Origin of the sequence: Streptomyces sp. NPDC052040 (assembly GCF_044548405.1) — a bacterium.
GTDB lineage: Bacteria > Actinomycetota > Actinomycetes > Streptomycetales > Streptomycetaceae > Streptomyces.
This window is the reverse complement of the sequence record NZ_JBIUBV010000017.1, coordinates 88,659-105,642: the sequence shown is the minus strand read 5'-3', so window position 1 is coordinate 105,642 and position 16,984 is coordinate 88,659. Positions and strand designations below refer to the sequence as shown.

The following is a 16,984-nucleotide window of genomic DNA, read 5'->3' as shown; positions in this document are numbered from 1 at the left end:
ACGGTACGGGCTGAAGGAGGGTGATCCGCATGGTTGATCACGCGATGACCGGGATGTCCACCCCGTCGATCCTGTCCGCGGGGCCGCTCGCGGAGCTGACCACGGGACGCCTGCTGTCCTCGTGGCAGCTGGACGTCCCCGCGCTGCTGCTGGTCCTCCTCCTCGGCGGGCTCTACGGCTGGGGCGTCGTACGGCTGCGGCGCCGGGGAGCCGTCTGGCCGCCCGCCCGTGCCGCCGCCTTCGTCCTGCTCGGACTCGGTGCGCTGGTGGTGGCCACGATGTCCGCCCTGGCCGTCTACGACCATGTGCTGTTCTGGCCCGCGGCCGTGCAGAACATCCTGCTCGACCTGGTGGCCCCGCTCGGCCTGGCCCTCGGCGACCCCCTGCGGCTCGCCGTCGAGGCGCTGCCGGAGACCACGGCCGCCCGGGTCCGCCGGGCGATGACCGGCCGGGTGGTACGGGTGCTGACCTTTCCGCTGGTCAGCACCGCCTTCGTGCTCGCCACCGAGCTGACCGTCTACTTCACCCCGTACTTCGCCACGGCGCTGCGCGTCAACTGGCTGCACGAGCTGATGTACCTCCATCTGCTGGCGGCGGGCTGCCTGTTCGTGGTGCCGGTGCTCACCCGCGAGGAGACCCTGCCCGCCTGGTGCACCCATCCGGTGCGGGCCGCGCTGGTGTTCCTGGACGGGATCGTGGACGCGGTGCCGGGGATCGTCGTCATGACGCACGGCACGCTGATCGCGGGTGCCTGGTACCTCCACCACGCCCCCTCCTGGTCACCGGACGTCCAGCACGACCAGCAGATCGGCGGCGGGGCGATGCTCAGCATCGCGGAACTGGTCGCGCTGCCCTTCCTGCTGGCCATCCTGGTCCAGTGGGCACGCGCCGAACGCGCCCAGAACGCGGCGCTCGACCGCCGCCTGGACGCGGAACTCACCCCCGTGGCCACGGCCGCGGCCACGTCCCCCGCGACCGCGACGGCGACGGCGACTGCGACCGCCACTGCCTCCGCCGCGGCTCCGGTGCAGAGCGACGCCCCGCCGGTTGCCGAGCGCGTACGCCCCTGGTGGGAGACCGAGCAGAACGACGTGGCGGCGAGGATCCGCCGCCAGCGCGACGACGACTGACGCCGCGCCCGGCCTGTCCGCCGGGCCCGGCGGACAGGCCCTCACAACCAGCCGTTGCGCTTGAACCCCCGGTGCAGGAAGAAGCAGGAGGCGGCGATGACGGCCAGTACGACGGGATACCCGTAACGCCAGTGGAGTTCCGGCATGTGTTCGAAGTTCATGCCGTAGACGCCGCACACCATGGTCGGTACGGCGACGATGGCGGCCCACGCGGTGATCCTGCGGGCGTCGTCGTTCTGGGCGACCGCGACCTGCGCCAGATGGGCCTGGAGGATCGAGTCGATCAGGGCGTCGAAGCCGGTGATCTGGTCGGTGACCCGGATCTGATGGTCGGCGACATCGCGGAAGTAGGCCCGTATGCCGGGATCGACGGCGCGCAGCGGGGTGGCGTACAGGGTCTCCAGGGGGCGGCCGAGGGGGACCACGGCCCTCTTGAACTCCAGGAGTTCGCGCTTGAGCTGGTAGATACGGCCCGCGTCGGCGGTCTGGCCCGCGCTGGGGGAGAAGACCTCGGTCTCGACCTCGTCGATGTCCTCCTGGACGGCGTCGGCCACGGTCAGATACTCGTCGACCACATGGTCGGCGATCGCGTGCAGCACCGCCGAGGGCCCCTTGGCCAGTTGCTCGGGCACGGCCTCCAGGTCCTCGCGCAGGGGGCCGAGGGAACCATGACGGCCATGGCGGACGGTCACCACGAAGTCGGGGCCGGTGAAGACCATGATCTCTCCGGTGTCGACCACCTCGCTGGTGGCGGTCAGCCGCTCGTGCTCGACATAGGTGACCGTCTTGAACACCGCGAACAGCACATCGCCGTACTGCTCCAGCTTGGGCCGCTGATGCGCCTGGACGGCGTCCTCGACGGCCAGCGGGTGCAGACCGAACAGCTCGGCGACGCGCGCGAACTCCGGCTCGGTCGGCTCGTGCAGCCCCAGCCACACGAAGTCGTGCCCGCGTCCCCGCACCTGCCGTACGGCCTCCTCGACCGTGTCGGTGCCGGGCTGCCGGGTGCCGTCGCGGTAGAGGACGCAGTTGACCACCGAGGAGCCGAGCGGGGAACGGGCCGGATGGCTCAGATCCACTCGGCGCCGGTGCTGCCGCGCCAGGCCGGCCACTTTGCGCAGATTGCCGACCATCGACATACGGGACTCTCCTTCGCCGGGTCCGGACAGTGTGCCAGTGCCCGGTAAGAGGGAGTCAGGACCGGGAACTCCTCCCTCCTCTTCCCCTTGTCACCGCAAGTGAGCCAGGAGATTGTCGTCCACGGCGTACGGACTCTCGCTCGGCAGGAGCTGCCACGCGGCGTCCAACTCACCGTCCCTGACGTGCGCGTGGACCGCCCGGGCGAGCGGTGTGACATCGGTGATGGAGACGATCCAGTCGTCGGCGTAGTGCTGGGCGGCTTCCCCCGCGAGACCGAGTTGGAGAGAGCGGTGGGGGAGCGGCTGGAGGTGCAGATCGCGCTCGGGTTCCCACTGGACCCGGGCCGGCGCCTGCTTCAACTGGCGCCTCCAGGCGGCCTGGTCGGCGTGGATCTCCGGCACGTAGTGGGACAGACGGGCGTGTTCCAGCGCCCACTCGAAGCCCTCGCGGGAGATCACGACGGCGAGGACGGTCTCCTGCCCTTCCCCTCTGCGGAGGCCAGCGAATTACGACGGTCGCCGCTGGTCGCTGGGCACCGGGCCCTCGCCCGGTTTCTCCTGGTGGGAGTAGCGCTGCTCCTGCCAGGGGTCGCCGATGTTGTGGTAGCCGCGTTCCTCCCAGAAGCCGCGGCGGTCCTCGGTGAGGTATTCGATCGCGCGCAGCCATTTGGCGCTCTTGTAGCCGTACAGGTGCGGCACGACCAGGCGGAGCGGGAAGCCGTGCTCGGCGGTGAGGGGCTCGCCGTTGTGGTGGGTGGCCAGCAGGGTCCCGGGTGCCGTGAAGTCGCTCAGGCGGAGGTTGGTGGTGTAGCCGTACTCCGCCCAGGCCATGACATGCGTGACCCCCGGTGCCGGGGGGACCAGGTCCAGCACGGCGGAGGCGGGGATCCCGTACCACTCGTGGTCGAGGGTGGTGGGCCCGGACGCGCAGTGCAGGTCGGCGACGACGGTGACCCGGGGGAGGTCGGTCAGGACGTCGAAGGTCCAGACGCGCTCGGCGCGCTCGGCGGTCGCGCCGAAGACCCGCAGGTTCCAGCGCTCGGGGCGGAAGCGGGGCACGGAGCCGTAGTGCGACACCGGCCAGCCGTGCACCAGGTGCTGCCCGGGAGGGATGTGCCGGGAGGCGTCGGTGGGAGCCCCGGCGAGGTCCGGTCGGTCGTTCGCCACGCGCGTGTCTCCTCTCCACCGGTGCCGCATTTCACGATTACCCTTCCCGCGCAGCGTAGGCGCTCACACCGGGTAAGGCCGGGGCCGCACCTCGGCGGCCGCACCGGGACCCGACGCCGAGGACCAGACCACCCCTGGGTGCGGTCCGTCCGTGCCACCCGTAAGCGCGGCCCATGCCACCCGTGGGCGCGGCCCCCCGGGCGGCTTTGCCGGGGGCGGTCCGCAAAGCCGACGGGTTCAGTGACCTGCGCCCCTCGGCACGAAGAAGGCGGGGCCCCAAAGCCCCGCCCGATCCGCAAGAAAAGCCCGGCTCAGGGCCATACCAGGCAGTACGGCTGATGCCCCGCCTCATGCAGCCGATGGCTGAAGTCCTGCCACTCGTGGAGGAGTTGGTAGACGTTGAAGGCGTCACGGGGGCCGCCGCGGTCGGGGACCGTGGACCAGATGAAGGCTGCCGCGCCCACCGCCTCCTCGCCGATGCCGCGCAGCGGGTCCACCACCGTCATCGGGAGTTTGACGACGGCGTAGTCGGGGTGCAGGACCACCAGTTCCAGCGGGGGGACCTTGTACAGCGGGACGCCCTCGATGCCCGTGAGGACCATCGCAGCCATCGTCTCCGGCTTGATCTTGGTGAACATGCCGCCCATGCCCAGCTCGTCGCCGCCCAGCTCCTCCGGCCGCATCGAGATCGGGACGCGGGCAGCCGTGGCGCCGTCCGGCGCGCCGAAGTATTTGTACGTCACCCCCACCCGACCACCATTCCCGCTCCCTGCCCGCAGCCGGTCGACCGCGCGGCCTCGGGAGTCCATACGCGCCGGGCGCTCGATTCGCTCAGGACCGGCCGGTGAAGCCGTCGAACCCTGTGCGCCTTGTGAACCTTGTGAACTGTGCGAACCCCGAGAAACCGGTTGATCAGCCGGGCTCGGGAGAGCGCCGGGGCCGCGTGAAGCCCCTGGCTCATGTGCCTCGTGAGGCCCCTGTGCCCGACGTGTTTCGGTCGTTTCCTCCGCCTCGCGCCGGTGTCTTCCCCGCCGGGCACGTCGAGGACCCAGGTCATCGGTCCCCTCGCCCAGTCCGCCACCGCGATGCATATCTCCACCCGACTGCTGTTCTAGGACGCGTGGCCCCCGCCGCGCAACCCGATCATCGTGTCAGTGACCTCCCCCACGGCCGCGCGCCGAAACGTGCGGTGAAACACCTGTCCGCAGGATCTTCGCGGCCTCTGACACCATGGCTAGTGTGAGCTATCCGTACGAAGCCCCAGTTTCGCAGACTCTTTTCGAGCGCGCGGCGGCCGTCACGCCCGGCGGCGTGAACTCTCCGGTGCGCGCCTTCCGCGCCGTGGGCGGTACGCCCCGGTTCATGGTGTCCGGAAACGGTCCTTATCTGACCGATGCCGACGGACGCGAATATGTCGATCTTGTGTGTTCCTGGGGGCCCATGATCCTCGGGCACTCCCACCCCGAGGTGATCGCGGCCGTCCAGGAGGCGGTCGCGCGCGGCACCTCCTTCGGCACCCCCGGCGAGGGCGAGGTCGCGCTCGCCGAGGAGATCGTCGCCCGGGTGAAGCCGGTCGAGCAGGTGCGGCTCGTGTCCAGCGGGACCGAGGCCACCATGTCGGCGATCCGGCTGGCCCGCGGCTTCACCCGGCGGTCGAAGGTGGTGAAGTTCGCCGGGTGCTACCACGGCCATGTGGACGCGCTGCTGGCCGCGGCCGGAAGCGGGGTGGCCACCTTCGCCCTGCCCGACACCCCCGGGGTCACCGGTGCCCAGGCGGGGGACACGATCGTGCTCCCGTACAACGATCTCGACGCCGTGCGGGCCGCCTTCGCCGCCCACCCCGGTGAGATCGCCTGTGTGATCACCGAGGCCTCGCCCGGGAACATGGGCGTGGTGCCGCCGCTGCCCGGGTTCAATCAGGGCCTGAAGGACCTGTGCCGGACGAACGGCGCCCTGTACATCTCCGACGAGGTCATGACCGGCTTCCGCACCAGCCGCGCGGGCTGGTACGGCGTCGACGGGGTCGAGCCCGACCTCATGACCTTCGGCAAGGTCATGGGCGGCGGCTTCCCTGCGGCTGCCTTCGGCGGCCGCGCCGACGTCATGGCGCACCTCGCCCCGGCCGGTCCGGTCTACCAGGCGGGCACCCTGTCCGGTAACCCGGTCGCCACCGCCGCCGGTCTGGCGCAGCTGCGGCTCCTCGACGACGCGGCGTACGAGAAGGTCGACGCCGTGTCCGCCGGGATCCAGGCGCTCGTCACGGACGCGCTCACCAAGGAAGGCGTGGCGCACCGGCTCCAGAACGCCTCCAACATGTTCTCCGTGTTCTTCACCGACCGGCCGGTGACCAACTACGAGGACGCGAAGGCGCAGGAGTCCTTCCGGTTCACCGCCTTCTTCCACTCTCTCCTCTCCCAGGGCGTCTATCTGCCGCCCTCGTCGTTCGAATCCTGGTTCGTCTCGACCGCCCACGACGAGCGGGCGGTCCAGCGGATCGCCGACGCGCTTCCGACGGCGGCCCGGGCAGCAGCGGAGGCCACAGCAGCATGAGTGACATCACCGTCGTCCACCTGATGCGGCACGGCGAGGTCGAGAATCCCGACGGGGTGCTCTACGGGCGCCTGCCCGGCTACCACCTCTCCGAGCTCGGCCGGAAGATGGCCGACCGGGTCGCCGATCACCTCTCCTCCCGGGACATCACCCATGTCGTCGCCTCCCCGCTGGAGCGGGCCCAGGAGACGGCCACCCCGATCGCCAAGGCGCACGGCCTCGACCTCGCGTCCGACGGGCGGCTCATCGAGGCCGAGAACGTGTTCCAGGGCAAGACCTTCGGTGTCGGGGACGGCGCGCTGCGGCGGCCGGAGAACTGGAAGTACCTGGTCAACCCGTTCCGGCCGTCCTGGGGTGAGCCCTATCTGGAGCAGGTCGTCCGGATGACGGCGGCGCTGGACGCGGCCAAGGACGCGGCGCGGGGCCATGAGGCCGTGTGCGTCAGCCACCAGCTGCCGATCTGGATCGTGCGCAGCTTCGTGGAGAAGCGGCGGCTGTGGCACGACCCGCGCAAGCGGCAGTGCACGCTCGCCTCTCTTACCTCGTTCACGTACCAGGGCGACAAGATCGTGTCCGTGGGGTACAGCGAGCCGGCCCGGGATCTGGTCCCGGCCCATCTGCTCGCGGGCGCCAAGCCGGTGAAGGGCGGGGGCAAGGCGTTCGGCGCCTGACCGGGCGGCCGTACGTCCAGCGCCTGACCGGGCCCCGTGCGAGGACGAGGGTGACGGGGCGCACCCGGCGGGGTGGCTGTGACGCGACGCACTCCGCAGGGCGCGGCGTACGCTTCGTCACAAAGCGTGTTCGGTCCTGTCATCCAGTGCTATTTTCGTAAAATCCGTTGTAAGTAAGCCGTTTGGCGGAACCTCCGTCCCCGTAGCGCCCTCTCATTGTGTGACCGCTGAGAGGGCGCTATGAGATGAGGACGGGATGCGGGACTTCAGCCGACGGGGACTGATCGGACTCGGCGCGGGCGCCGCGGCCGCGATGGGGCTGGCCGCCTGCGGCACCCAAGGTCGGGACGACGCGGGCTCCGGGAACGGTTCCGGCAAGGGCGGCCCGGATTCCTCCAACGGCCCCTCGCGCAAGGCCCGGCTGATCGGTGACGGCTCCACCGCCGACACCGGCAAGCAGCCGTACCAGCCGGGCAGGCCGGTGCCGCTGGAGCCCGGCGAGACCCCGCCGCAGTTCGTGGTGTTCTCCTGGGACGGCGCCGGTGAGGTGGGCAACGGCCTCTTCCCGCGCTTCCTGGACCTCGCCAAGAACCACGGCGCGCACATGACCTTCTTCCTCTCCGGGCTCTATCTGCTGCCCGAGTCGAAGCAGCGCATGTACCTTCCGCCGAACAACCGGCCGGGCGCCTCCGCCATCGGCTACCTGAGCGACGAGCACATCCGCGCCACGCTCACGAACGTGCGCCGGGCGTGGCTCGAGGGCCATGAGATAGGCACCCACTTCAACGGCCACTTCTGCGGCGAGTCCCACACCTCGGTGAAGTGGTGGACGCCCAAGCAGTGGCAGAGCGAGATCGACCAGGCCAAGGCCTTCGTCAAGGAGTGGAAGACCAACACCGGGTTCAAGGACCTGCCGCCGCTGCCCTTCGACTACGAGCGGGAGCTGACCGGCGGCCGTACGCCGTGTCTGCTCGGGCAGGACAACCTGCTGCCCACCGCCCGGAAGCTGGGCTGGCGCTACGACGCCTCCTCGCCCGGCGGCCGCCAGGTCTGGCCGGTCAAGCGGCAGGGCGTGTGGGACTACCCGCTCCAGGCGATGCCCTTCCCGGGGCACAGCTTCGAGGTGCTGTCCATGGACTACAACATCCTCGCCAACCAGTCGATCGCGACCACGAAGGCGCCGCCGTCCAACTACCCGGGCTGGCGCACCCAGGCGACGCAGTCCTACATAGCCGGATTTGAGCGGGCATACAAGACAAACCGGGCACCGTTCTTCATAGGCAACCACTTCGAGCACTGGAACGGCGGCATCTACATGGACGCCGTGGAAGCGGCGTTCAAGCACATCGCACGCGAGAAGGAGAAGGGCGCCGACGTACGGCTGGTCTCCTTCCGGCAGTTCACCGACTGGCTCGACGTGCAGCGGCCCGAGACGGTCCGCAAGCTCCAGGGCCTCGGGGTGGGGCAGCAGCCGACGGGTGGCTGGAAGCAGTTCCTCGCGGACAGTGGGAGCAGCTCGGCGGGGACGCCGTCGAACGCCGCCTGAAATGCGGTTTTCCACCCGCAAGGGGGGTGCGCAAGATCCCCGGAACGGACATGCGAAACTTTTCACATGAGTGCCGCCTGCCGCGCCCCCCAGCGCCTGAACCGCACCCGTAGCCGCACCCGCCGCCGCGGCGCCCTGGCCGTCGCCGGGGCCGCCGCCGCGGCGCTTGTGCTGTCCGCCTGTGGTTCCGGTGGCACCTCCGGGGGCTCCGGCCAAAGCAACTTCGTCGCTGGCAAGGACGGGATCGCGACCGTCGCGAAGAACGAGCGGTCCACCGCCCCCGATCTCTCCGGCACCACCATCGACGGCAAGAAGCTGGACGTGGCCGACTACCGGGGCAAGGTGGTCGTCATCAACGTCTGGGGCTCCTGGTGCCCGCCGTGCCGCGCCGAGGCGAGCAACTTCGTCCAGGTCGCCAAGGACACCGCGGGCAAGGGCGTCCAGTTCGTCGGCATCAACACCCGCGACACCAGCACCGAGCCCGCCCGCGCCTTCGAGAAGCAGTACGGGGTCACCTACCCGAGCCTGTACGACCCGACCGGCCGCCTGATGCTCCGCTTCAAGCGGGGCACCCTGAACCCGCAGGCGATCCCCTCCACCCTGGTCCTCGACCGGAACGGGAAGATCGCCGCGCGGACGCTCCAGCCCCTCACCGAGGAGAAGCTGCGCGAGATGCTCGACCCGGTCGTCGCGGAGAAGTGACGTGACCGGAGTGTCCCTGCTCGCCGCCGCCGGCGACCCGAACCAGACGGTCCTCAACGGGGCGCTGCTGGTGGCCCTTCCGGTCGCCCTGCTCGGCGGTCTCGTCTCCTTCTTCTCGCCGTGCGTGCTGCCGCTCGTCCCCGGCTACCTCTCCTATGTGACCGGCGTCACCGGCACCGACCTCGCCGAGGCCAGGCGGGGCCGGATGGCCGCCGGAGCCTCCCTGTTCGTCCTCGGCTTCACCGCGGTGTTCGTCTCCGGCGGCGCACTGTTCGGCTTCTTCGGGCAGACGCTCCAGGAGAACCGGGACGTCCTCACCAAGGTGCTCGGCGTCCTGATGATCGTCATGGGCGTGTTCTTCATGGGCATGATGCCCTGGCTGACCCAGCGCGAGTTCCGGTTCCACCGCAGGCCCGCCACCGGTCTGCTGGGCGCGCCCCTCCTCGGTGCCCTCTTCGGCATCGGCTGGACGCCCTGCATCGGACCGACCCTCTCCTCCGTGCTGGCGCTCTCCTCCCAGCAGGCGAGCGCGGGCCGCGGGGCCATACTGACGGTCGCGTACTGCCTCGGACTCGGCGTCCCCTTCGTCGTCGCCGCGGTCGCCTTCCGCAAGGCGCTCGGCGCCTTCGGCTGGGTCAAGCGCCACTACGTCTGGGTCATGCGCATCGGCGGCACCATGATGATCGTGACCGGCGTGCTGCTGCTGACCGGCGTCTGGGACGGGATCGTGCAGCAGATGCAGAGCTGGTCCGGCGGCTTCACGGTGGGGATCTGATCCATGAGCGACACACGGAGCACCGACGTGCACAGCGAAACGACGGACACCACCCCCGACGGCGATCTCGGCGCGGCCGGTTCGCAACTGTCCACCGCCCCCGCCGAAGTCGCCATGCCCGGCTCCTTCGGCGGTTCCCGGGCGCCCGGCGCCCGCGGCTGGATCACCTGGACCGCACGCGAGGTGATCGGCTGGTCCCGCTGGTTCTGGCGGCAGCTGACCTCCATGCGGGTCGCGCTGATCCTGCTCTTCCTGCTCTCGCTCGGCGCGATCCCCGGCTCGCTCATTCCGCAGACCGGAACCGACGCGCTGAAGGTGGCCGACTTCATGGCCGCCCACAAGACGCTGGGCCCGGTCTACGAGAAGCTCGGGCTGTTCCATGTGTACAGCTCGGTGTGGTTCTCGGCGATCTACATCCTGCTGTTCATCTCGCTGATCGGCTGCATCGTCCCGCGCACCGGCCAGTTCGTCGGCCAGCTGCGGGGGCGGCCCCCGGCCGCGCCCAAGCGGCTGACCCGGCTGCCCGCCTACGCCACCTGGCGCACCGACGCCGGGCCCGAGCAGGTCCGCGAGGCGGCCCTGAAGGCCCTGCGGAAGCGCCGCTTCCGGGTGCACGAGACCGGGGACGCGGTCGCGGCCGAGAAGGGCTATCTGCGCGAGGCCGGAAACCTGGTCTTCCACAGCGCCCTGATCGTGATGCTGATCGCCTTCGCCTGGGGCCAGCTTTTGAAGTCCGAGGGCAACAAGCTGATCGTCGAGGGCGACGGCTTCTCCAACACCCTCACCCAGTACGACGACTTCAAGTCCGGCAACCTCTTCACCGACGACGACCTGGTGCCCTTCAGCTTCACGCTGGACAACTTCACCGGGACGTACGAGCGGACCGGCCCCAACAAGGGCACCCCGCGCACCTACCGGGCGGACCTCACCTACAACAAGGGCGCCTACGGCAAGAGCCGGAAGACCTCCGTCAAGGTCAACGAGCCGCTCAACATCGGTGACGCCAAGGTCTACCTGGTCAGCCACGGCTACGCGCCCGTCGTCACCGTCCGCGACGGCAAGGGCGACGTCGTCTACCACGACGCCGTGCCGCTGCTGCCGATCGACTCCAACGTCACCTCCCAGGGCGCCGTCAAGGTCTACGACGGCTACCGCGACGCCCAGGGCAAGGCCGACCAGCTGGGCTTCGCCGCGTTCTTCGTGCCGACCTTCGCCGGAGCCGGCAAGGGCACGATGTTCTCCCAGTTCCCCGGGCTGGACTTCCCGGTGCTCGCGCTGTCCGCGTACCACGGCGACCTGGGCGTCAACGCGGGCATCCCGCAGAACGTGTACCAGCTCAACACGAAGAACCTGACGCCGTTCAAGGACGCCAAGGGCAATCTCGTCAAGGCGCGTCTGCTGCCCGGCGAGACCATGCAGCTGCCCGGCGGCAACGGCTCCATCACCTTCGACAAACAGATCAAGGAGTGGGCGGGCTTCCAGATCGTGCAGCAGCCCGCGACCGGCTGGGCGCTCGGCGGCGCGCTCGCCGCGATCTTCGGTCTGGCCGGTTCCCTGTTCATCCAGCGCCGCCGCGTCTGGGTCCGGGCCACGGCCGGGGCCGACGGGGTCACCGTCGTGGAGATGGCGGGCCTCGGCCGCAGCGAGTCCGCGAAGCTGCCCGAGGAACTCGGCGATCTGGCCGCCCTCGTCCACGACCACGCACCCACGAAGACCGACGAGAAAGACGCCGACCCCGATCAGGAGCCGGGCGCCGACACCCCCGTACCCGCCGCTGAAGGGGCTCAGAAGAAGTGACCCTCGCCACCGCCACCAACGAACACCTCGCGAATATCAGCAACACGCTGATCTATTCCGCGATGGCCGTCTACACCCTGGCCTTCTTCGCGTACATCGCCGAATGGCTCTTCGGCAGCCGCAGCAAGGTCGCCCGCACCGCCAATGCCCTCACCGCCACCCCCGCCAAGAGCGCCGCGGCGCCCGCGGTCACGGTCAACAAGGCCGGGGGCACCGCGGTGCTGGAGCGCCCGAAGGTCGTCACCCGCTCCGCGTCCGGCGCCCGTGACGTGCCGGACGGGCCCGGCGCCCACGGCGGCGACGCCCAGGGTGACCTCTACGGCCGGATCGCCGTGTCCCTCACCGTGCTCGCCTTCGTGGTGGAGCTGGCCGGTGTCGTCACCCGCGCGGCCTCCGTGCAGCGGGCGCCCTGGGGCAACATGTACGAGTTCAACATCACCTTCTCCACGGTCGCCGTCGCCGTGTACCTCACGCTGCTCGCCCTGAAGAAGAACGTGCGGTGGCTCGGCCTCTTCCTCACCACCTCGGTCCTGCTGGACCTGGGTCTCGCCGTCACCGTCCTGTACACGGCCAGCGACCAGCTCGTCCCCGCGCTCCACTCGTACTGGCTGTACATCCATGTCTCCACCGCCATCATCTGCGGTGCGGTCTTCTACGTCGGCGCGGTCGGCACCCTGCTGTACCTCTTCAAGGACGCCTACGAGAACAAGCTCGCGAGCGGCGGCAAGCCCGGCACCTTCGCCACCTCGGTCCTGGAGCGGCTGCCCGCCTCGGCGTCCCTGGACAAGTTCGCCTACCGCGTGAACGCCGCCGTCTTCCCGCTGTGGACCTTCACCATCATCGCGGGCGCCATCTGGGCCGAGTCCGCCTGGGGCCGCTACTGGGGCTGGGACCCCAAGGAGACCTGGGCCTTCATCACCTGGGTCGCCTACGCCTGCTATCTGCACGCCCGTTCCACGGCCGGCTGGAAGGGCCGCAAGGCCGCGTACATCGCGCTCATCGCCTTCGGCTGCTGGCTGTTCAACTACTACGGCGTGAACATCTTCGTGGGCGGCAAGCACTCCTACGCGGGCGTCTGAGTCCTGCGTGGCGAAGGCCGGTTCCGGTGACGGGTTCACCGGGACCGGCCTTCGCCGTACCGCGGGCCGGGGCGGGCCGGTCCCCTGATGCGGATCCCCGGCGGGCGGGCCAGGCTGGTGTCATGACCGGTTCCATCGAAGAGGGCACCGCCGAGCAGCGGGGGGACCGGCGCGTCCGCCACTGCCTGCTCCGCCTGGACCGGCCCGTGGAGGAGGTCTGGCCCGCCCTCGCCACCGCCGCGGGCCTCGGCCGTTGGCTGGCCCCGGCCGGGCCCTTCGAACCGCGGCTCGGCGGCGCGGTGGCGTTCCGGCTGCCCGAGGGCACCGCCCGGGGCCGGGTCACCGCCTGGGACGTGGAGCGGGTCGCCGAGTACACCGTGGAGGGCCGCGGCCGGATCCGCTTCCATCTGGAGCCCGGCCGCCCCGGCGGCACCCTGGTCCGCTTCACGCACGAGAGCGGGCAGGGCGGCGATCCGGGCTGGCGGGAGCGGTTCGAGCGGCTCCTCGCCGCGGTGGAGGCCGGTGCCCGCTGACGGCTCACGCGGGCGGCAGGCACTCCTTGGCGGGCGGCCTGCCCTCGGGCCAGGCGAGCTTCACGAACCGCGACCCGCCCGACGGCGTCAGCTCCACGACCGCCACCGCCTTGTCGTAGGGGTTGCCGTGCCCGTCCAGGCAGATCCAGCCGCTCGCCCCGTCCACCCGGTGCGAGCCCTTGATGTACGCCCACTCGTTGACCACATCGGTGAGCGCGGGCACCGTCCGGCCGGTCGGGGTGGCTTCCCGCAGCCCCTGCACCGCGAGCTGCATCCCGTCGTAGGCGATGATCAGCTGTCCGTCGGCCAGGGACGTCGGCCCGATCGGACCGAGCGGCGCGGCCGTGCTCCGGGCGAGCTGGTCGTTCAGCGCCTTGGCGTCCGCGGGGCTGCCGCCGGTCGCCGGGGCGTCCTTCGTCCAGGCGTCCGGATGGGCCAGCGAGGTGTAGCGGACGGCGAGATTGCGGGTGAGGGCGTCCCGGTCGAGCTTGGTGTCCCCGGTGAGGTACGAGCCCTCGTCGCCGGTGAGCACGGTCAGCTTGCGGTCGGTGCAGCCGCGGTCCCCCAACGCGTTGACGAACTGGCGCAGTTGGGTGTGGCGTCCGGCGAACAGGATGGTGTTCACGGAGGCCGGGGTGTCGCACACCAGGGACGCGATCTGCCGGAACTGGTTGCCGGTGGTGCCGTCCAGGGTGCGGTCGGCGGGCGGGGTGAACGACTGCGGCGCGATCGGCGACCCGGACAGCAGCTTCTCGAAGGAGTCCTGGAGGGTCCGGGTGTAGGGGTCGCCCGGCTTGTCGTACACCAGCAGCGCCCGGCCGCCGGAGACCCGGGCGAAGGAGGTGAGGGCGCGCGCCTCGTCCGTGTTGGTGGGGGCGACCCGGGCCAGCCCCGGGTAGGGGTCCTTGCTGCCCTGCCCGTTGGCCAGGTCGTCGGCGGTGATCGAGGTGCCGATCACCGGGATGCCCCGCCGGGTCAGCGCCTGGACCGCCTGCTTGTTGCTGTCGGTGCTCTGCCCTATCCCGATCACCGCCCGCAGGGTGTCCGGGCCGCCGGTCATCGCGGCCAGCCGGTCGACGACACCCTGCCAGTGCGTGCCGTCCGCACCGGGGTTGGCGAGCACCAGCCGGATCGACGGGGTCTGGCCCGTGGTGCCGTGGTTGGCGCGGTACTGGGCCAGATAGGCGCCCTGCAACTGGTGCTGGATGTCACCCAGGCTGGCCGGGGCGGTCGAGGTGAAGGGCAGGAACAGGGCGACGGTCACATAAGTGCCGGGCTTGAGACGGCGGTTCTCGCGGTCGATCGCCCGTACGGTCGGGGTGAACGCGGACCGGCCGAAGTCGTACGCCGTCTCCGACACCCCCACGCAGTCGCCGCTGCCCGGCGGCCGGGACACCCCCGGCGCACAGGACCGGTCCTCCCTGGTCATCACCACACCGGACCAGACGGCCGCGGCCACGACCACGGCGGCCACCAGCAGCGCCACATAGCGGCGGAAGCGAATCTCCCACACGTCCTCGCGCAGCCATCTCCACAGCCGTGCCGCCATCACCGACCCCCGTCCTCGTAGGAAACCGCCGCCCTCGCGCCGTGCCTCACCCCTGGTCCCCGTCCTCGTCGTCGCGCGGGATGCGCAGCGGCCGCCCGGCCAGGGCGTCCGCGGGCCAGTCCCGCGAGGCGCGCCACAGCAGGGCCGTGCCCCCGGGACGCAGATTGGACAGCTGCTCCAGCTCGAACCGCAGCCGCTCGGCCACCTTCGGGTCGGGCAGCACCAGCGGATCGGTCAGCTGCCACACCGCGTGCAGCAGCCGCCGCACCCGCAGATGCAGGGCCGCGTCCACCCCTTCGGGCGGCCGCTGCGCCCGGTCGGTGCGGCCGAGCGCCACCGCGATCCGGTCGTCCCGGCCGTCCGCCTCGGGGCCCCCGGGGCCGGGTGCCGGGCAGTGCGGCGCGGACGCGATGAAGACCAGCTCGGACAGCCAGGCGCCGGTCTCCGCCCCGGCGAAGGTGTCCCGCAGATGGGCCACCGCGAAGTCGGCCTCACCGAGCGCCAGTTCGTGGTGCAGCCGGTAGCGGGCCGCGTCCTCGGTGTCCCGTTCCCCGTAGTGGTCGATGACCGCCCGGTGCACCGCCCGCCACGAGGCGCCGCCCGGGTCCAGGCGGTGCAGCCGCAGCAGGAGCAGCGCCCGCAGGAACCGGTCGCCGACGAACTGCCCGGACGCGGACGGCCAGCCCTCCCCGGCCAGCCGCTCCTGGAGGCCGAGCACCCCGGCGGCGCCGAAGTCGTCCGGCAGCCGGTCCTCGGCCAGTGCCAGCGCCGAGCCGCGGTCGTGGGCGGCGGCCAGCACGGTCAGCTCGTCCAACTGGCCACCGGGCACCAGCCGGTCGAGGAGTTCCCGGTAGGCGGCGCGGCCCTCGCGGTCCTCGGACAGGGCGACGTCCGCGGCGAGCAGCGTCCCGAGGGACCCGGCCCCCCGGGGCAGGTTCTGCCGGGCCGACTCGGCGAGCAGGGTGATGCCGAGCGGATTGCCCCCGGTCAACCGGTGGGCGGCGTGCGGGAGCTGGGGCGGCACGGCGAGCCCCGGGCACAGGGCGCCCACCAGATGCAGGGTGTCGTCGGGCGTCAGCTGCGTCAGCGACACCAGCAGCGCCCGGGAGGAGGGGGTGGGGCCCGGCTCCCAACCGGTGGTGCGGGCGACCTCGGCGAGGGTGCGGCGGGCGGCGTTGCGGAGCGCGGGGTCGCCGTGGCCGCGCAGGGCCGCGAGGAACACCACCTGGTCGCCGATGCCGTCCGCCCGGTCGCGCAGCACGGCCTCCATCAGGCCCCGCCCGGCGGGCGTCTGCACGTTGTCGATCAGCACCAGCGGGCGGCCCAGCCGGTGGGAGCGCTGCACGACCCCGGTGAAGGCGTCGTCGAGGTCGGCCAGCAGGGCCCGGACGAGATGGCGCTCGGCGTGGGCGCGGGAGTCGCCGCCCGCCCGGAAGTGCCCGGAGAGCAGGATGAGTCCCAGTTTGGGGTTGCCGCCCGCGTTGGGGTAGTCCCGGTACCAGGTGGCGGCCTTGCGCAGCCGCCGGTGGGTCGGCGAGACCCCCTCGCTGAAGGACTCCAGGGTCGCCTCGATGATCGGCTCCACCACGGGCCCGGTGTTCGACATGGAGGCGACGAGCTTGGCGACCACCTTGCCCACCCAGCGTCCGGCGAACCCGTCGAGGAAGGACCGGGCGTCGTTCAGCAGCAGGATCCGCTCGGCCTCCTGCCGGATCCGCGGCACGTCCCGGTCGCTCCAGCCGCCCGCCGCGACGGCCAGCAGCCCCGAGGCGAGCCGCGGGAAGCTGATCCGGCCTGCGCCCTTCACCGGCTCGGCGAGCTGCTCGGCGACGGTGGTCAGGGCCTGGGCGACCGGTGACCAGGCCTCGCCGGGCTGCTCCGGCGGCGCCGCCGCGAACTGCGCGTCCTCGCCGTCGATCAGCGCGACGGGCGTATGCCCCTGATAGGCGGTGCGCGCCTCGGCGAGCAGGGCGCTCTTGCCGATTCCGCGCCCGCCCGCGAACACCACGAAGGGCAGGTCGCCCCGGTGTTCGTACGGCGAGGAGCGGAGCTGATGGGGGCGCAGACCGACGAGCCGCGCAGCGAGGCCGGGCGGCTCCGTGTCGAACAGCGGTCCCCGGCCGTGCAGCGGTCTGTGCACCGCGCCTCCCCCCGGAGCGGTCCGATCCGATGTGCTGCTGTGAGGTCTACCAATACCAGTGTAAAAAGGGGGAGTTGCTTCGGACTAGGGCGCGTACTGTTCTTTTGGGCGACAGAAGGTAGCCGGAGTCGTACCGGATGTGATCGTTCCGCGTCGGACCGCCGCCCAGTCCCTCGGAGCCCCCGCTTCCGCCCCGCCTCCGGAGC

At 71.2% G+C, this 16,984-nt stretch carries 14 protein-coding genes and 1 pseudogene; 9 read left to right on the top strand and 6 right to left on the bottom strand.

The genetic code is table 11. From position 1 onward, the window contains the following. Positions 1–29: 29 nt before the first annotated feature. Positions 30–1,130, top strand: coding sequence for a cytochrome c oxidase assembly protein (locus ACIHAA_RS27055; RefSeq protein ID WP_399821549.1), 1,101 nt, complete (start codon positions 30–32; stop codon positions 1,128–1,130). 41 nt (positions 1,131–1,171) lie between these two features. On the opposite strand, the gene ACIHAA_RS27050 is transcribed toward ACIHAA_RS27055, so the two are convergent. From ACIHAA_RS27050 to ACIHAA_RS27035, 4 genes and pseudogenes are all read right to left on the bottom strand, one after another. Beyond that, positions 1,172–2,269, bottom strand: a complete 1,098-nt coding sequence (locus tag ACIHAA_RS27050) for a magnesium and cobalt transport protein CorA (RefSeq protein ID WP_399821547.1) — start codon at positions 2,267–2,269, stop codon at positions 1,172–1,174. Positions 2,270–2,359: 90 nt separating this feature from the next. Continuing rightward, a pseudogene (locus ACIHAA_RS27045) lies at positions 2,360–2,755 on the bottom strand (DUF4291 family protein); the annotation flags it as partial. A gap of 21 nt (positions 2,756–2,776) precedes the next feature. After that, positions 2,777–3,436, bottom strand: coding sequence for a sulfite oxidase-like oxidoreductase (locus ACIHAA_RS27040; RefSeq protein WP_399821545.1), 660 nt, complete (start codon positions 3,434–3,436; stop codon positions 2,777–2,779). Positions 3,437–3,747: 311 nt separating this feature from the next. Then, positions 3,748–4,245 carry a hypothetical protein gene (locus ACIHAA_RS27035; protein WP_399821543.1) on the bottom strand — a complete coding sequence of 166 codons (498 nt, stop codon included), beginning with the start codon at positions 4,243–4,245 and terminating at the stop codon, positions 3,748–3,750. 421 nt (positions 4,246–4,666) lie between these two features. On the opposite strand from ACIHAA_RS27035, the gene hemL reads away from it, so the two are divergent. The 8 genes from hemL to ACIHAA_RS26995 all read left to right on the top strand — a co-directional run bounded on the left by hemL (position 4,667) and on the right by ACIHAA_RS26995 (position 13,089). Further along, complete coding sequence (gene hemL, locus ACIHAA_RS27030) at positions 4,667–5,986, top strand: glutamate-1-semialdehyde 2,1-aminomutase (protein WP_399821541.1); 1,320 nt, start codon at positions 4,667–4,669, stop codon at positions 5,984–5,986. Continuing rightward, positions 5,983–6,657, top strand: coding sequence for a histidine phosphatase family protein (locus ACIHAA_RS27025; RefSeq protein WP_399821539.1), 675 nt, complete (start codon positions 5,983–5,985; stop codon positions 6,655–6,657). Before hemL ends, ACIHAA_RS27025 begins: the two co-directional genes overlap by 4 nt. Before the next feature lie 256 nt (positions 6,658–6,913). Continuing rightward, positions 6,914–8,203 (top strand): hypothetical protein, encoded by a 1,290-nt coding sequence (locus ACIHAA_RS27020; RefSeq protein WP_399821537.1) that lies wholly within the window; start codon positions 6,914–6,916, stop codon positions 8,201–8,203. A 66-nt stretch (positions 8,204–8,269) separates the two neighbouring features. Next, positions 8,270–8,905, top strand: coding sequence for a TlpA family protein disulfide reductase (locus ACIHAA_RS27015; RefSeq protein WP_399821535.1), 636 nt, complete (start codon positions 8,270–8,272; stop codon positions 8,903–8,905). Between the two features lies 1 nt (position 8,906). Beyond that, positions 8,907–9,680: a cytochrome c biogenesis CcdA family protein gene (locus tag ACIHAA_RS27010; RefSeq protein ID WP_399821533.1), complete on the top strand. Its 774-nt coding sequence runs from the start codon at positions 8,907–8,909 to the stop codon at positions 9,678–9,680. Between the two features lie 3 nt (positions 9,681–9,683). Next, complete coding sequence (locus tag ACIHAA_RS27005; protein ID WP_399821531.1) at positions 9,684–11,477, top strand: cytochrome c biogenesis protein ResB; 1,794 nt, start codon at positions 9,684–9,686, stop codon at positions 11,475–11,477. Further along, positions 11,474–12,556, top strand: a complete 1,083-nt coding sequence (gene ccsB / locus ACIHAA_RS27000; protein ID WP_399821529.1) for a c-type cytochrome biogenesis protein CcsB — start codon at positions 11,474–11,476, stop codon at positions 12,554–12,556. The genes ACIHAA_RS27005 and ccsB overlap by 4 nt, the downstream gene beginning before the upstream one ends. Before the next feature lie 122 nt (positions 12,557–12,678). Further along, a complete protein-coding gene (locus tag ACIHAA_RS26995; RefSeq protein WP_399821526.1) occupies positions 12,679–13,089 on the top strand; it encodes an SRPBCC domain-containing protein in 411 nt (136 codons plus the stop codon). A 4-nt stretch (positions 13,090–13,093) separates the two neighbouring features. On the opposite strand, the gene ACIHAA_RS26990 is transcribed toward ACIHAA_RS26995, so the two are convergent. Next, positions 13,094–14,638 carry an ABC transporter substrate-binding protein gene (locus ACIHAA_RS26990; protein WP_399821525.1) on the bottom strand — a complete coding sequence of 515 codons (1,545 nt, stop codon included), beginning with the start codon at positions 14,636–14,638 and terminating at the stop codon, positions 13,094–13,096. Positions 14,639–14,684: 46 nt separating this feature from the next. Further along, positions 14,685–16,778, bottom strand: a complete 2,094-nt coding sequence (locus tag ACIHAA_RS26985; RefSeq protein WP_399821523.1) for a hypothetical protein — start codon at positions 16,776–16,778, stop codon at positions 14,685–14,687. Positions 16,779–16,984: the final 206 nt, after the last annotated feature.

Excerpts from the sequence above, each read along its gene's own strand:
- ACIHAA_RS27020 (WP_399821537.1), top strand. The coding sequence starts at position 6,914 with ATGCGGGACTTCAGCCGACGGGGACTGATCGGACTCGGCGCGGGCGCC.
- ACIHAA_RS27005 (WP_399821531.1), top strand. The coding sequence starts at position 9,684 with ATGAGCGACACACGGAGCACCGACGTGCACAGCGAAACGACGGACACC.
- ACIHAA_RS26995 (WP_399821526.1), top strand. The coding sequence starts at position 12,679 with ATGACCGGTTCCATCGAAGAGGGCACCGCCGAGCAGCGGGGGGACCGG.
- hemL (WP_399821541.1), top strand. The coding sequence starts at position 4,667 with ATGGCTAGTGTGAGCTATCCGTACGAAGCCCCAGTTTCGCAGACTCTT.
- ACIHAA_RS26990 (WP_399821525.1), bottom strand. The coding sequence starts at position 14,638 with ATGGCGGCACGGCTGTGGAGATGGCTGCGCGAGGACGTGTGGGAGATT.
- ACIHAA_RS27035 (WP_399821543.1), bottom strand. The coding sequence starts at position 4,245 with ATGGACTCCCGAGGCCGCGCGGTCGACCGGCTGCGGGCAGGGAGCGGG.
- ACIHAA_RS27025 (WP_399821539.1), top strand. The coding sequence starts at position 5,983 with ATGAGTGACATCACCGTCGTCCACCTGATGCGGCACGGCGAGGTCGAG.
- ACIHAA_RS27055 (WP_399821549.1), top strand. The coding sequence starts at position 30 with ATGGTTGATCACGCGATGACCGGGATGTCCACCCCGTCGATCCTGTCC.
- ACIHAA_RS27015 (WP_399821535.1), top strand. The coding sequence starts at position 8,270 with ATGAGTGCCGCCTGCCGCGCCCCCCAGCGCCTGAACCGCACCCGTAGC.
- ACIHAA_RS27050 (WP_399821547.1), bottom strand. The coding sequence starts at position 2,269 with ATGTCGATGGTCGGCAATCTGCGCAAAGTGGCCGGCCTGGCGCGGCAG.